The organism is Haloferax sulfurifontis ATCC BAA-897 (genome assembly GCF_000337835.1).
Classification (GTDB): domain Archaea; phylum Halobacteriota; class Halobacteria; order Halobacteriales; family Haloferacaceae; genus Haloferax; species Haloferax denitrificans.
The window spans coordinates 33,176-47,554 of record NZ_AOLM01000003.1 but is presented as its reverse complement, the minus strand read 5'-3'; the positions used below and the strand labels follow the sequence as shown (position 1 = coordinate 47,554).

Genomic DNA, 14,379 nt, shown 5'->3' with positions numbered 1-14,379 from the left:
CGAGGGGCTATTTTTCGAACTCGCCGGCCAGTTCGACAGCGACGCGAGCGCCGAGTCCGTCTTTCGACCCGACGTACTCGCTCGCCTCGTCGGCGCGGACGACGAGCGCGCGGGTCTCGTCGGCACCCATCACGGAGGCGTCGTTGGCGACGACGAAGGAGAGGCCGACGCGGTCCATGATGCGGCGGGCCTCGCCGACCATCGCCTCGTCGTCGCCGGTCGTCTCGGCCTTGAAGCCGACGATGGTGAGGTCGGGGTGCGACTCGCGGACGGCGTCGATGAGCTTCGGCGCGGGTTCGAGGTCGAGCGTGCGCGCCTCGCCGGAGCGAATCTTCTCGTCGGCCGCCTCGACAGTGAAATCGGAGATGGCGGCCGCCGAGACGAGCGCGTCGGCGTCGGCGTCGACCGCGGCCTCGACGGCCTCCAGCATCTCGGCGGCCGACTCGACGGCGAGCGCGTCGGCGTAGTGCACGTCGTCGCCGTCGTGGACGAGCGTCACGTCCGCGCCGCGGACGGCGAGCGCGCGGGCGACGGCGCGGCCCGTGCGACCGGAGGCGCGGTTCGAGAGGGTGCGGATGGGGTCGATTGACTCGGTCGTCGCGCCGGCGGTGACGACGACCGACTTCCCGGCGAGGGTCTGTTCGGTCGTCGCTTTCGCCACGCCGGTGACGATGGCCTCCTCGGTGGCGAGTTTCGCCTTCCCCTCCTCGATTCGCGGGTCGACGAACTCGACGCCCCACGACCGCACCCGCTCGATGGCGTCGAGGACGCCGGGATGGTCGTACATGGGTTCGTGCATCGCGGGCGCGACGACGACCGGGACGCCCGCGCCGAGGGCGGTGGTCGCGGTGGTCGTCACCGGGGAGTCGTCGATGGCGGCGGCTATCTTGCCGACCGTGTTGGCCGTCGCGGGCGCGACGAGGAACACGTCTGCCCAGCCGTCGCGGCCGCAGAGCTCGACGTGTTCGACGCGGCCGGTTATTTCGGTCACCACGTCGTCGTCGGTGGCGAACTCGACCGCCCACGGGTGGATGATTCCCGTCGCGGCGTCGGTCATCACCGCGCGGACCGACGCGCCCCGGCGGCGGAGTTCGTGCGCCAACTCGACGACTTTCACGGCCGCGATACTTCCCGTCACCCCGAGCGCGACGTTCACACCTTCGAGCATTCACTCGCCTCTGCGCCCGCTACCCGCTAAAAGGATTCGCGTCCGCGGGCGAGCGCAGGACCACGAGGTGGCCCGCCCGCGGTGTGGTCGGGTCGGTTACTCGTCGAGTCGCCCGAGTTCGTCGTCGACGAGGCTCGGGTGGGTGCGCTGGGGTTCGTCGTGCGGCTCGGCGAAGAACTCGCGCATGACCTCGCGGGACTCGTTCTCGCGGCGGTCGCGCTCGTCGGCGTCTATCTCCTCGCAGGCCGGCGGCACCTCGCGGCCGCGGTCGGTGAAGTAGCCGGTCGGCGCGACCCAGTCGTTGTAGAACGCCGTCCCCGAGTCGTGGACGAGCGTGATGGCCGTCTCCGCGGCGTCGCCGGCGGCGACGACCGCCTGATGGTAAATCTCGGTCAGTCGCCCCGCGGCGTAGATGCCGGGGACGGCGGTCCGCCCGAGGTCGTCCACGCCGACATACGTCTTCGACCCGGCGGCGCGGAGGTCGACGCCCGTGTCTTCGAGGTACGACGCGTCGGACCACGACGCCGCGACGACCCGCGACGCCTCGATACGCTCCTCGCCGTCGTCGGTCTCGACGGTCGCGCGGAACAGCGGCTCGTCGTCGTCGCCGAGCACGTCGAGGTCGGTCACGCGGCCCGCCAGTCGGTCCGCGCCGCTCCGGTCGGCCTGTTCGGAGAGGAGGTCGGTAAAGAGCCGACTGTTGACCCCCGCCGGGAAGCCGGGGACGTTTTCGAGGTGGGCGTTCCGGCGAACGATTGGTTCGTCCTCGTTGACGACGAAGGTGTCGAGGTCGGCGCGCGCGAGGAACGTCGCGGCGGTGAGGCCGGCGACGCCGCCGCCGACGACGAGCGCGTCTCGTGGAGTCGTCTCGCTCATGTCGTGCGATAGCTCAGCGGCGAGTAAAACCGTACGGATGTCGCCGAACTCTGCCGAGTCCCGCGTGTCTCGCGCTCGGCGAACCGGGTGCGCTACCGGCCCAGCGACGCGCTCGGGTCGTTGAGCCAGCGGTTCTCGATTGCCTCGACGCTGACGAGCCCCGCTGGGCCGCGCTCTCGCCCGCCTTCGCCGTTCGGCGACATCCGGAGCCGGAGCCGCCAGCGGCCGTTGGAGAGCGCCTCGCCGTCGAGAAAGCGCACGGTTCGCTCCGGCGTCCGGCGGAGGAGGGCCACGGAAATCGGAAGCGTCGGAATCCGGCCGGTGCGCTCCGCGAGCGCGTAGTCGCCGAAGGTGAGTTCCCACGTCCGAGAGCTGTCGTCGCCGTCGGTCCGGGCGTCCTTTCGGGCGTCAGTCCGAACGTCGGGCCCGGCGTCGACATCGCGCGTGCCGGCCGCCTCGGCGTCGGGAATCGGACGCACCGAAAAGCCCTCGACGAAGCCGACGGCTTCGAGCTGTCGGAGCGTCGCGTCCACGGGGTTCGGCGTCGCGGTCGGTGAAAACAGGTCCGCGGCCGCCTCGACGACCGCCCGCCGCTCGGCCGCCGAGAGGCGGACGTCCAGTTCGCTCATCAGGCTCCACACCAGCGTCAGACAGAAGTCGTCGCGGTCGCCGACGACCTCGGCCAGCGTGAGGTACGTCTCCATCGCGGCGGTCTCGGCCTCTCTGTAGCCGAGTTCCGACAGCGACTCGAACAGCGCGCCCGCGGTGTCGTGGCAGAACGCGCTGTAGCGGGCGTAGTCGTCCGACGCCTCGGTGGCCGCCCGCGGCGGCCCCTCGGCCACCTCGTAGACGAGCGGGTCGTCGTACGGGATGTTCGGGTCGTATCGCCGGAGCGCCGCCCGGTAGTCCCGCGTCAGTTCCGCGGCCTCCCCGGCGGCGCGCCGGTCCGGGAACCGTTGGCCCGTCGCGGCCGGGGGCTCAGCGCCCGTGCGGCCGCACACAACTGCGTAGTCGCCGTCGGAACGCGCCAGAGACCGAATCTCGGCTCTGATGTCCCGAAGCGTCCCCCCCACCATCTCGGCTGTATGTCGGCCCACCGACCGATTATAGGTTGCGATTGCGACGCCGGGTCGGCACCGCGGGCGGGCCCGACGCGGCCCACAAGGCTTTGGTCCCGCCGACCCCATTCGACGCTCGTGGACGAGATAGCCGTCAGCACCGTCGTCTACCTGCCGCCCGAGGAGATATACGAGTTCCTCGTCGATTTCCCGCGGTACGCCGACTACTCGAAGCACCTGCGGGACGTGCGACAGTCGGGCGACGGGTCGCCGGGGACGCGGTACGCCCTGTACTTCTCGTGGTGGAAGCTCACCTACACCGCCGAGTCGAAGGTGACCGACGTCACCCCGCCGGCGCGAATCGACTGGACCATCACCAAGGACGTACACGCCGTCGGCCGCTGGCGAGTCGAGGAACTCGACGACCTGCCGGCCGAGGCCCCCGCCGACGCCGACACCGCCTGCCGCGTCTTCTTCGAGGTCGAGTACGACCCGGACAGCGTCTCCGCCGGCGATATCGACCTCCCGCGGTTCGTCTCGCTGGGGTGGGTCATCGACAAGCTCCGGCCGGTGCTCCAGAAGGAGGCGGAGCGCATCGTCGAGCGCATCGTCGCCGACATCGAGGGACGGCCGCGGCGCGTGGAACTGACGATTCACGCCAAACCGGGGGCGTGACCGCCGATGCACGGTGTATTCGTGAAGGGAAATGCACATACGCGCCCGCGGACCAACACAGGGGTATGACAGGGGCTGGTCTCTGGTGCGCGTGATAATCATCGGTGCCGGGCAGGTCGGGTCGTCCATCGCGGCCGACCTCGACGAGACCCACGAGGTCGTCGTCATCGACTGCGACCCCGAGCGCGTCGACGAACTGAACTACTCGCTCGACGTGCTCGCGCTCCACGGCGACGGCACGTCCGTGGACACGCTCGAAGAGGCCGGCGTTGAGCGCGCCGACATGGTCATCGCCTCGACCGACGACGACGAGACGAACATCGTCGCCTGCGCAACCGCCAAGGCCATCTCGAACGCCTTCACTATCGCCCGCGTCAAGAACACGGAGTACCTCCGGACGTGGCAACGCTCCGAGAAGGCGTTCGGTATCGACTTCATGGTCTGTACGAACCTGCTCGCCGCGGAGTCCATCGTCCGCGTCGTCGGCCTCCCCGCCGCGCGCGACGTGGACCCCTTCGCCGGCGGGCAGGTCCAGATGGCGGAGTTCGAAGTCGACGAGGAGAGCCCCGTCGCCAACCAGACCGTGAGCGAGGCCGACCGCTTCGACTCGCTGACGTTCGCGGCCATCCTCCGCGACGGCGAGGTGACGATTCCCCGCGGCGACTCCGTCATCGGGCCGGGCGACCGCGTCGTCGTCATCGGCAGTCCCAAGAGCGTTCAGGGGTTCGCAAGCTCCGTCTCGCCGGACGAGCCACCGGGCACCGCCGAGGAGGTCGTCATCGTCGGCGGGAGCGAAATCGGCTACCACGTCGCCCGCCTGCTCGAAGAACGTGGCTTCAAGCCCAGACTCATCGAGCACGACGCGGAACGCGCCCGCGAGCTCGCGGAGATGCTCCCCGGGACCATCGTGATGGAGAGCGACGCGACCGACGTGGACTTCCTCGAACGCGAGTACATCGGCGACGCCGACCTGCTCGTGTCGGCGCTCGACTCCGACGAGAAGAACCTGCTCGTGTCGCTTCTGGCCGCCCGGCTCGGCGTCGAGCGCACCGTCGCCGTCATCGACACCACGCCGTACGTGGACCTGTTCGAGGCCGTCGGCGTCGACGTTGGCGTCAGCCCCCGCGAGGTCGTCGCAGAGGAGATAACCCGCTTTACCCGCGAGGGCGGCGCGGAGAACGTCGCGCTCATCGAGTCGAACAAGGCCGAGGTGCTGGAAATCGAGGTCGACGCCGACAGCGTCCTCGCCGGCAAGCCGATTCGGGAGTCGGTCGCGTCGCTCCCCGAGGGCGTCGTCATCGGCGCGATAACCCGCCGCCGCGAGTTCATCACCCCCCGCGGCGACACCGTCATCGAACCCGGCGACCACGTCGTCGTCTTCGTCGATAGCTGTGTCATCGACGACGTGGCCCCGAATCTGTGAGCCGGGCGGCCGCCGCACGGTCCCGTTAGCTCCGTCCGACTCCGCTCGACTCCGTTCGGCCGCCGAACGCCCCGCGTCACGCTGTCGCGCGCCCGACTGCGAACCCGAACACGGAAGAACCCGGCGCTCGGTACGTTAGTCCACGGATGAAATTGCGGGTCGATTACAGAGCCAGCCTGCGTCTCGTGGGGACCGTCCTGAAGTATCTCGCGGTCCCGCTTTGCTTCCCGCTCGTGGTCGCGCTGTACTACGGCGAGTCAGTACTCCCGTTCGTCGTCACGATGGCCGTCACGGTCCTCGTCGGCACGGGGCTCGAACGGCTCGCCGACGAGCCGGACATCGGTGCCCGCGAGGGCTTTTTGATGGTCGCAGTGACGTGGTTAGCGGTCACTATCGTCGGCGCGATACCGTTTCTCATCGAGGCCCACGGCATCCCTTTCATCGCGGCGCCCGTCCACCCCGAATCGACCCTCGGCAACCCGGTGAACGCGCTGTTCGAGACGATGAGCGGCTTCACCACGACCGGGGCGACGGTGCTCGGCGACATCTCGTTTAACTCCCACACCCGCGGCATCATGATGTGGCGACAGCTCACCCAGTGGCTCGGCGGGATGGGTATCGTCGTCCTCGCGGTCGCCATCCTCCCCGAGCTCTCCGTCGGCGGCGCACAGCTGATGGACGCCGAAGCGCCCGGCCCCGGCATCGAGAAGCTCACCCCGCGCATCGCCGAGACGGCCCGCGCGCTCTGGGGCGCGTACCTCGGTCTCACCGTCCTCGAAATCGTCCTCCTCTACGGCCTGCACGTCACCGGCAACGCCCCGAACATGGACGTGTACAACGCCATCGCCCACGGGCTGACGACGATGCCGACCGGCGGGTTCTCGCCGGAAGCCCGGAGTATCGAGGCCTTTTCGGCGGCCGCGCAGTGGGTCATTATCCCCTTCATGGTCGCCGCCGGGACCAACTTCGCGCTGTTTTGGCACGTCCTCACGGGCGACCCGAAGCGGCTGTTCCGCGACACCGAGTTCAAGTCCTACCTCGGCGTCATCGGCGTCGTCTCGGCCATTCTCGCGGGGATTCTGTTCCTCGGTGACGGGCTCATGTCCGTCGCGCCCGCGGGCGAGACCTACGACCAGCTCTACCTCGAAGGCATCCGCACGGCCATCATCGGCAACGTCGAGCCGGCGGTTCGCCAGTCGGTGTTTCAGGTCGTCTCTATCGTCACGACGACGGGATACGCCAGCATCGACTTCAACGCGTGGAGCGCGCCGGCGCAGTACGCCCTGCTGTTTGCGATGTTCATCGGCGGCTCCGGCGGCTCGACCGGCGGCGCGGTCAAAATCGTCCGCTGGTACGTCATCGTGAAGTCGCTCCGCCGGGAGCTGTTCACGACGGCCCACCCCGAGGCGGTCCGCCCCGTCAGGCTCGCGGGGCGCGCGGTCGACGAGCGCGCCATCCGCGGCATCTACGCCTTCACGCTCCTGTATCTCGTGTTGTTTTTCGTCTCGACCGGCCTGCTCCACCTCGACGCCGCGCGCATCGGCTTCGACGTGAGCATCCTCGAAACCATGAGCGCCGTCGCCGCGACCCTCGGGAACGTCGGGCCGGGCTTCGGCGTCGCCGGCCCGATGGGGAGTTACCTCGACTTCTCCAACGGCTCGAAGCTGTACATGGTGGTTCTCATGTGGGTGGGCCGACTGGAGATTCTCCCCGTGTTAGTCATCTTCACGCCGGAGTACTGGCGGCGGTAGCGCGGAGAACGGCTCCGTTGAAATCCTCAGACGATGATAGGTTTCGGTGTCCGTGCTGAAGAGAGCGCGCGAATGTGTCAGAATAGAAAAAGGTTATGACGTTCTCACGAGAAGCTAGGAATGAGAACTGCCGATACCACCGAAGTACCAACGGTATATTGGAGTCCGCCCAGTGAATCTGCACTCAATGATTGGAACAAACAAAACCTATTAAATGCCACTCTAGATTAGACAATTGTCTTTTTAATTGTGTTTTTATTGGATATCAAGGAAGCCTTATTCCCTTACAGAGTCATATTTGATTGAGATTATGGGTTCGATTGACATTCCCTCGAATCAATTCGTCGAAGACACCGAAGTGACAGTCGAGTCGCCATTAGGTAAGAGCGACTACTCAGATTCAGATAATGGTAACAGAGAAACCTGACTGGCTCGATGGTGACGAGAATGTAGATCGTCCCACCTACGAGAAGAGAGTGGGTACGACCTCTGTTATCGGGAGTGCGAGGACGGACACCGTGTCAAAGAATTACATTCTCCTCGCAGAGTGCCTGTTACCAGTACTTCGGCCACCCGGAGATGGATGCAGATGAAGAAAACAGATGACTAAATCAGAAGGCGGGGGGACAGTTTATCGATGCAGTGACGGTCGTTATTACGGTGATGTGGACGTGTGGAACCACCTCGAATCCGGAGCATGGACGCCCTGTTGCTGGAACTCGAACTCTATGGAGGAGTGGGTAGAGACACGACAAGGGGAATTGCTTGTTCTCGTCCCAGTCACCTACAATTCTCTGCCTGAACAGGTGCGAATCAACCATACTTCTGCCGGTACTAGCGTGCTTTGAGATGAGTCCGCGATTTGTGTGACGTGACACAGACACCCTCGATATTCAGCACGCACTTTCTGTCAGGCTCAGAGGACTTCAACAGAGCCGGAGAATCAAACGCCGGTTTTCGTTTCCCCTCAGGGGTTCAGCCCGTAGATGGCCGACCGGGCGAACACCAACACCGGGATGATTTCGAGGCGGCCGACCCACATGTTAAACAGGAACATCGCCTCGGCCCACGGGTTCATCCACGGGCCGGTGATGCCCGTCGAGATGCCGACGTTCCCCTGTGCGGACGCGACTTCGAACAGCGCGTCGGCGTAGGTGAACTCCGGCCCGGCGAGGTTCACGAGGAGGACGCTCGACCCGACGAGAAGCAACAGCCAGAGCATCGAGACGATGGCCGCCTCGGAGAACTCGCGGTCCATCTCGGTCCGCGAGAGTCGGCGGCCGTTCATCTCGATGTTGACGACCGCGCTCTCGGGGAGGAAGACGCGGGAGAACTGCCAGCGGATGCCGCGGGAGATGGTGTAGCCGCGGATGATTTTGATGCCGCCGACGGTGGACCCCGCGGCCCCGCCGAGGGTCATCGCCCCCGACAGGAGCACCTTCCCGCCGTCGGACCACTCGCCGAGCGGCGCGGCCTGAAAGCCGGTGCAGGTGAGCGCGCTCACCCAGTGGAACGCGGCGTCGCGGACGGCGTCCGACTCCGGTCCGCCCACGACGCCGGCGAGTCCGAAGTAGTCGGCGGTCTCGACGAACGCCGAACCCGCGGTCGCCGGGAGGCTGACGAGGTTCTGGACGGCGAGCGCGACCCCGCCGACCGCGAAGATGACGAGGAGCCAGCGCGTCTGGAGGTCGCCCCAGAGACGGTCGATATCGCGGTTCTTCAGGATGGCGTAGTGGACGGGGAAGGCGATTGCGCCCAGCGCCATGACGGGGAGCAACACCGTCTCGATGAGCGGCGAGTCGTACGTGCCGATAGAGCCGTCAGTGACGGCGAACCCGCCGGTCGAAAGCCCCGTCATCGCGTGGTTGAGCGCCTGCCACGCGACCTCCCACAGCGGGAGCGCGGCCCCGTAGTCGCTGGCGCGGATGGCGACGAAGAGGACGGCCACCGACAGGAGCGTGTAGCCGACGAAAATCTTCCAGACCGTTCGGACCGTCGAGACGACGCTCGGGTGAATCTTCTCCTCTCTGGCCTCGCCGCGGTACAGGGCGTAGCTCCCGCTCCCGGGCCGCGAGAGGATGGAGACGGTGAGGACGATGACGCCCACGCCGCCGACCCACTGGATGAGCGAGCGCCACCACTGAATCGTCCGCGGGAGCGACGGCTCGTGGATGCCCATCGTCAGGCCGCTTCCGGTCCAGCCGCTCATGCTCTCGAACAGGGCGTGGAGCGGGTCGCGGAAGTAGACGAGACTCGACTGGGCGTAGTCGACGCCGGCGGGGACGAGCGCCGTGAGGACGCTCTGGGGGGCGAACTGCGCCGTGAGGAAGAAGGGAAGCGACCCGAACGCGGCGGTGGCGAACCAGCCCGCGGCGGCGATTATCATCCCGTGTTTCATCCGGGGCGCGGGGGCGTTCGCGAACGCCTTTCGCGCGCCCAGTCCGACGAACGCCGTCGCGCCGCCGGCGGTGAGGAACGCGAGCGCGGCGTACCACTCGCGGAAGCCGACCGCGACGAGGACCGTGGCGCTCATCAGGGCGGCCTCCATGACGAGAAGCGACCCCACGTCGCGGCCGATGACCGCGAGGTCTGCGGGCCACCCCGAGACGGTTCGTCCGCGGCGGGGCATCAGTGGTCCTCGTAGTGGCCGAACACGTCAGTCACATCGGGCGTCGCACCCTTCGCGGAGTAGACCGTCAGGAGGTCTCCCGACCCGATAGTGGTGTTCCCGCGGGGGGTCACGGGGTCGTCGTCGCCCTCGCGCTCGACGGCGACGATGAGTGTGTCCCCGTCGAGGAGGTTCTCCTGTGCGGCCCCCTGAATCGTCATCCCCGCTATGGGCGCGTCCTCGTCGACGCGGATTTCGAACACCTCGGCGTGCTCGCCGATGCGCATGTAGTCGACGATGGAGGGCCGCTTGACCGCCCGGTAGAGGTACTCCGCGATGAGCCGTTGGGGGTTCTCCATCGTGTTGACGCCGATTTGGCGGTAGAGGCTCATGTGCTCTGGGTTGTGGACGACCGAGACGATGTCGGGGATGTTGAGCTCCTTCGCCAACAGACAGACCATGATGTTGGTCGCGTCCTTGTCGGTCGTCGTGATGATGGCGTCCGCCCGGTCCGCGCCGGCCTCGTCGAGCGTCTGTTTGATCGTGGCGTCGTCGTTGAGGACGAGGCAGTCGAACGTCGCGGCGGCCGCCTCGGCTTTCGCCTCGTCGCGCTCGACGACGACGACCTCGTTGCCGCCCTCGGTGGCGATTTCGATGAGCGGCGTGCCGATGTTGCCCGCGCCGACGACGATGATGTACATGACGTTCCGGCGTGCGTATCGGGCAGTGGAAAAACTATCGGCATGTCGTTTCGTTGTTCGGGATGGAATTTCCAGCACAAACGGGCAGTGAGTACGGATTAAACGCGTGTTCGGTCGTTAAAATTGGGAATAACCGCGAATCTGTCCACCCCCGAGCGAGCGCTCACGGTGTCTCGGTCGGCTTGATGGACCGGATATTTATCGACGGATATGGTATATGTGTGCACATGCCATTTTCGACCACTCGGTCTCACGGCCAAACGAGGGCCCGCCCGTGAGTCACTCGGGCGGGCGCGAGCCGGCCGTGAGTCTCGGTCTGCTCGACGCGACGATGGTCGGAATCGGTGCGATGGTCGGTGCGGGAATCTTCGTCTTGACGGGACTCGCAGTCGATATCTCCGGTCCGGCGGCCATCGTCGCGTTCGCCCTCAACGGCGGCGTGACGACCTTCACGGCGCTTTCGTACGCCGAACTCGCGGCCGCGATCCCGCGAAACGGCGGCGGCTACGCGTACGTCCGCGAGGTGTTTTCCGCGCCCGTCGCCTTCGTCATGGGGTGGACGCGGTGGTTCACGTACATGATTGCGGGGTCGCTGTACGCGCTCGGATTCGCGTCGAACTTCGTCGAGTTCGGCCACATCTACGGGTACGCCCTTCCGGGGCCACCGGTCCTGTACGCGCTCGGAGCCGTCGTGACGCTCGTGGCGCTCAACGCCCTCTCGACGGAGGCCTCGGGACGGGGTGAAACGGCAATCACGCTACTCAAAATCGCCATTCTCGGCGTGTTCGTCGCGTTCGGTCTCACGGCCGCCGACGCCGGGGAGTTCGACCCGCTTTTCACCGAGGGACCGCTGTCGGTCCTCCCCGCGATGGGGCTGACGTTCATCGCGTTTCAGGGGTACGACCTCATCGCCACCGTCACCGAGGAGGTCGAGAACCCACAGATTAACATCCCGCGGGCTATCCTCCTGTCCGTCGCCGTCACCGTGGTCGTCTACCTGTTCGTCGTCTTCGTCGCTATCGGGACGCTCGGCGCGGACGGGCTGGCTGGCGCGGGCGAGACGGCAATCGCGCAGGCGGCGGAGGGCTTCATGCCGACGTTCCCGATACTCGGGACGGGCGCGGCGCTCATCGCCTTCGGGGCGGTCTTTTCGACCGTCTCGGCGCTCAACGCGGTCGTCATCGGCTCGTCGAGGGTCGCGTTCGCCATGGGACGCGAGCGACAGTTGCCCGCCCGCCTCGGTCGGTTCCACCACCGGTACGGGACGCCGCTCGTCGCTATTCTCGCGTCCGCCGTGGTGATGCTCGTCGCCGTCCTCGTCGTGCCAATCCGCATCGTCGGGAACCTGGCGAGCCTGTTTTCGCTTCTGGGCTTTATCATCGTCAACTACGCGTTGATTCGGCTTCGACGGCGACAGCCGAACCTACAGCGACCCTTCGAGGTGCCGCTGTACCCCGTTACGCCGATTCTCGGTATCGTCTGTAACGTGCTTTTGGGCCTCTTTATCGACCCGTTCACCTGGGCGCTGGCAATCGGCTGGCTCGTCGTCGGCGGCGGCGTCTACCTCCTCCTGTCGAGGCGCGGCGACGTCGGCCCGGCGGGACCGACCGAGATTCAGGAACCGGAACCGATTGAGTCGACGGAAGGGGCCAGCGACTGACCAACGAACCGACAGCGGGGTCCGAGACCCCCTCGCCGCCGAGACGCCGCACCGAGACGACTACTACACGCCGACACCAATTCACACGCATGCCCGACCCAGAGACACACTTGCGCGTCGTCGTCGCCGGCGGTGGGGAGTTGGGCCTTCGGACGGCCGAACTCCTCTCCGACCGCGGCCACGACGTGGTCATCGTCGAAGCGGACCCCGACCGAATCCCGGACGTCGCCGACAGGTACATCGCCACCGTCATCGAGGGAGACGCCTCCCGTCCGGAGATACTCAGACAGGCACAACCGGAGCGGAGCGACGTGGTCGCCGCGCTCACCGGCGACGAGTCCACTAACTTCGCCGTCTGTCTGGCCGCTCAGCGGATGTCGGACGTCCGAACCGTCATGCGAATCACCGGGACGCCGGACGAACTCTACGAGGAGTTCGTGGACGGACTCGTCTTTCCCGAGCGACTCGGCGCACGGGCGGCGACCAACGAAATCGCCGACGGCGGCGTTCGGACTATCGAAGACGTCGGCGGCAACGTCGAAATCGTGGAGGTCGAAGTCGCCGAACGCGCCCCCGTCGCCGGCAAGCGACTCGACGAAGTTCGACTCCCACAGGGGTGCCTCATCATCGTCGACTATCAGGGGAACCGAATCGGCGGCCCCGACACCGTCCTCGAAGCCGGCCACCGCTACGTCCTCGGCGTCGAGTCGGACGTGGCCGACGAAGTGATGAACCTGTTTCGGGGCTAGTTGAACCCTGACGGCGACCGACGACGCGGGACCGAGCGTCTCGGTCGCCGCTCGGTGCCGCGAAAAGGAGTTCTCGCGTTAGTTCTCGACCGCGGACGCCGCGCGGACGATGGTCTCCTCGCCGAACTTGGGGCCGATGAGTTGGAGGCCGACGGGGAGGCCGTCGGTCTCGCCCGCCGGAACCGAGATGGCGGGGAGGTTCGCGAGGTTCACCGGCACGGTGTTGGCGTCGGCGAGGTACATCTGGAGCGGGTCGTCGAGGCTCTCGCCGAGTTCGAACGGCGGGACGGGCATCGTCGGCGAGGCGACGACGTCGACGTCCTCGAACGCCTCGTCGAAGTCCTGTTTGACCCACGCGCGGGCGTCCTGGGCCTTCGCGTAGTACTTGTCGTGGTAGCCCGCGGAGAGGGCGTAGGTGCCGAGGAGGATGCGGCGTTTGACCTCGGAGCCGAAGCCCTCCTCGCGGGCGCGGGCGAACGCCTCGTTCCAGTTGCCGTCGTAGCCGCCGGACTTGCCGTAGCGGACGCCGTCGAAGCGAGCGAGGTTCGACGACGCCTCGGACATGGCGATGACGTAGTAGGCGGCGACGGCCTTCTCGACGGAGGGCATGCTGACCTCGCGGTACTCCGCGCCCTGCGCTTCGAGTTCGTCGAGCGCGTCCCAGAACGCCGCTTCGACGCCGTCGTCCGCGCCCTCGACGAACTCGGTCGGGACGCCGATGGTGAGCCCTTCGACGTCGCCGTCGGCGGCCGCGGCGTAGTTCGAGTCGGCGCCGGCGTCGCGGGTCGTGCCGTCGCGGTCGTCGGGGCCGGCGATGACGTCGAGGAGCGCGGCGGCGTCCTCGACGGTCGGGGCGATGGGGCCGATCTGTTCGAGGGAGTTCGCGTAGGCGACGAGGCCGTAGCGCGAGACGAGGCCGTAAGTCGGCTTGATGCCGACGACGCCGCAGAACGCGGCGGGACAGCGGATGGAGCCGCCCGTGTCGGTGCCGAGCGCGAGGTCGGCCTCGCCGGCGGCGACGGCGGCCGCGGAGCCGCCGGAGGAGCCGCCGGGGACGCGGGACTCGTCGACGGGGTTCTTCGTCGGGCCGAACGCCGAGGTCTCGGTCGTCGTGCCCATGCCGAACTCGTCCATGTTGGCCTTGCCGACGATGGTCGCGCCGGCGTCCTTCAGGAGTTCGACGACGGTCGCGTCGTACGGCGGGACGTAGTCTTCGAGCATCGCGGAGCCGCAGGTCGTCCGCAGTCCCTCCGTGGAGATGTTGTCCTTGACGGCGACGGTCTTGCCCGAAAGCGGGCCGTCGTCGGAGCCGTCGAGCGTCTCTTTCGTGATGAAGGCGTTCAGCGACATCTACGACACCCGCGGACCCTTGAAGAAGCCGTCTTCGGTCTCTGCGGCGTTCGAGAGCGCCTCCTCTTGGGTGAGGCCCTCGCGGACCTCGTCGGGGCGCATCACGTTCACCAGTTCGTCCTCGCGGTCGACTTCGGGGACCTCGTCGAGGGCGTCGAAGTAGCCGAGGATGTCCGCGAACTGCGCCGCGAACTCCTCGACCTCGTCCTCGTCGAGGTCGACCCGCGCCAACTCGGCGACGTGTCGAACCTCGTCGGCGTCGACGGGCGTATCGCTCATGTATCGGAGGAAACGGAGACCGGGAGTAAGGGTTTCGGTGTGGGTCGTTTCGTCCGGTCCCCGGCGCGACCCCGGCCGGTC

The 14,379-nt window shown here is 67.0% G+C and carries 12 protein-coding genes; 5 read left to right on the top strand and 7 right to left on the bottom strand.

The features are described from left to right. Positions 1–7: 7 nt before the first annotated feature. The 3 genes from coaBC to C441_RS01045 form a co-directional block, all read right to left on the bottom strand. On the bottom strand, positions 8–1,168 hold the full coding sequence (coaBC, locus tag C441_RS01055; RefSeq protein WP_007273392.1) for a bifunctional phosphopantothenoylcysteine decarboxylase/phosphopantothenate--cysteine ligase CoaBC: 1,161 nt from the start codon (positions 1,166–1,168) through the stop codon (positions 8–10). A 96-nt stretch (positions 1,169–1,264) separates the two neighbouring features. Then, positions 1,265–2,044 carry an FAD-dependent oxidoreductase gene (locus C441_RS01050; RefSeq protein WP_007273391.1) on the bottom strand — a complete coding sequence of 260 codons (780 nt, stop codon included), beginning with the start codon at positions 2,042–2,044 and terminating at the stop codon, positions 1,265–1,267. Between the two features lie 92 nt (positions 2,045–2,136). Then, a complete protein-coding gene (locus C441_RS01045) occupies positions 2,137–3,120 on the bottom strand; it encodes a DUF7551 domain-containing protein (protein ID WP_007273390.1) in 984 nt (327 codons plus the stop codon). 120 nt (positions 3,121–3,240) lie between these two features. Here C441_RS01045 and C441_RS01040 point away from each other — a divergent pair, with 120 nt between their 5' ends. The 3 genes from C441_RS01040 (at position 3,241) to C441_RS01030 (ending at position 6,951) form a co-directional block, all read left to right on the top strand. Continuing rightward, complete coding sequence (locus C441_RS01040) at positions 3,241–3,777, top strand: type II toxin-antitoxin system RatA family toxin (RefSeq protein WP_007273389.1); 537 nt, start codon at positions 3,241–3,243, stop codon at positions 3,775–3,777. Between the two features lie 85 nt (positions 3,778–3,862). Beyond that, a complete protein-coding gene (gene trkA / locus C441_RS01035) occupies positions 3,863–5,200 on the top strand; it encodes a Trk system potassium transporter TrkA (protein WP_004970959.1) in 1,338 nt (445 codons plus the stop codon). Positions 5,201–5,346: 146 nt separating this feature from the next. Next, the gene (locus C441_RS01030; RefSeq protein WP_049920357.1) at positions 5,347–6,951 is read left to right on the top strand and encodes a TrkH family potassium uptake protein; all 1,605 of its coding nucleotides are present in this window, start codon (positions 5,347–5,349) and stop codon (positions 6,949–6,951) included. 967 nt (positions 6,952–7,918) lie between these two features. On the opposite strand, the gene C441_RS01025 is transcribed toward C441_RS01030, so the two are convergent. After that, positions 7,919–9,580, bottom strand: coding sequence for a TrkH family potassium uptake protein (locus C441_RS01025; RefSeq protein WP_007273387.1), 1,662 nt, complete (start codon positions 9,578–9,580; stop codon positions 7,919–7,921). Then, positions 9,580–10,260 carry a potassium channel family protein gene (locus C441_RS01020; protein WP_004970962.1) on the bottom strand — a complete coding sequence of 227 codons (681 nt, stop codon included), beginning with the start codon at positions 10,258–10,260 and terminating at the stop codon, positions 9,580–9,582. Before C441_RS01020 ends, C441_RS01025 begins: the two co-directional genes overlap by 1 nt. A gap of 274 nt (positions 10,261–10,534) precedes the next feature. On the opposite strand from C441_RS01020, the gene C441_RS01015 reads away from it, so the two are divergent. Both C441_RS01015 and C441_RS01010 read left to right on the top strand, forming a co-directional pair. Continuing rightward, the gene (locus C441_RS01015) at positions 10,535–11,920 is read left to right on the top strand and encodes an APC family permease (protein ID WP_049920369.1); all 1,386 of its coding nucleotides are present in this window, start codon (positions 10,535–10,537) and stop codon (positions 11,918–11,920) included. Positions 11,921–12,009: 89 nt separating this feature from the next. Continuing rightward, on the top strand, positions 12,010–12,669 hold the full coding sequence (locus C441_RS01010) for a potassium channel family protein (protein WP_007273385.1): 660 nt from the start codon (positions 12,010–12,012) through the stop codon (positions 12,667–12,669). A gap of 78 nt (positions 12,670–12,747) precedes the next feature. Here C441_RS01010 and gatA read toward each other — a convergent pair whose 3' ends face one another. Continuing rightward, positions 12,748–14,019 carry an Asp-tRNA(Asn)/Glu-tRNA(Gln) amidotransferase subunit GatA gene (gene gatA, locus C441_RS01005; protein ID WP_007273384.1) on the bottom strand — a complete coding sequence of 424 codons (1,272 nt, stop codon included), beginning with the start codon at positions 14,017–14,019 and terminating at the stop codon, positions 12,748–12,750. Further along, the gene (gatC, locus tag C441_RS01000; protein ID WP_004977559.1) at positions 14,020–14,298 is read right to left on the bottom strand and encodes an Asp-tRNA(Asn)/Glu-tRNA(Gln) amidotransferase subunit GatC; all 279 of its coding nucleotides are present in this window, start codon (positions 14,296–14,298) and stop codon (positions 14,020–14,022) included. Positions 14,299–14,379: the final 81 nt, after the last annotated feature.

Bases quoted from the DNA above. Each gene is read 5' to 3' on its own strand.
- coaBC (WP_007273392.1), bottom strand. From the start codon at position 1,168: ATGCTCGAAGGTGTGAACGTCGCGCTCGGGGTGACGGGAAGTATCGCG.
- C441_RS01025 (WP_007273387.1), bottom strand. From the start codon at position 9,580: ATGCCCCGCCGCGGACGAACCGTCTCGGGGTGGCCCGCAGACCTCGCG.
- C441_RS01030 (WP_049920357.1), top strand. From the start codon at position 5,347: ATGAAATTGCGGGTCGATTACAGAGCCAGCCTGCGTCTCGTGGGGACC.
- gatC (WP_004977559.1), bottom strand. From the start codon at position 14,298: ATGAGCGATACGCCCGTCGACGCCGACGAGGTTCGACACGTCGCCGAG.
- C441_RS01045 (WP_007273390.1), bottom strand. From the start codon at position 3,120: ATGGTGGGGGGGACGCTTCGGGACATCAGAGCCGAGATTCGGTCTCTG.
- gatA (WP_007273384.1), bottom strand. From the start codon at position 14,019: ATGTCGCTGAACGCCTTCATCACGAAAGAGACGCTCGACGGCTCCGAC.
- C441_RS01020 (WP_004970962.1), bottom strand. From the start codon at position 10,260: ATGTACATCATCGTCGTCGGCGCGGGCAACATCGGCACGCCGCTCATC.
- C441_RS01010 (WP_007273385.1), top strand. From the start codon at position 12,010: ATGCCCGACCCAGAGACACACTTGCGCGTCGTCGTCGCCGGCGGTGGG.
- C441_RS01050 (WP_007273391.1), bottom strand. From the start codon at position 2,044: ATGAGCGAGACGACTCCACGAGACGCGCTCGTCGTCGGCGGCGGCGTC.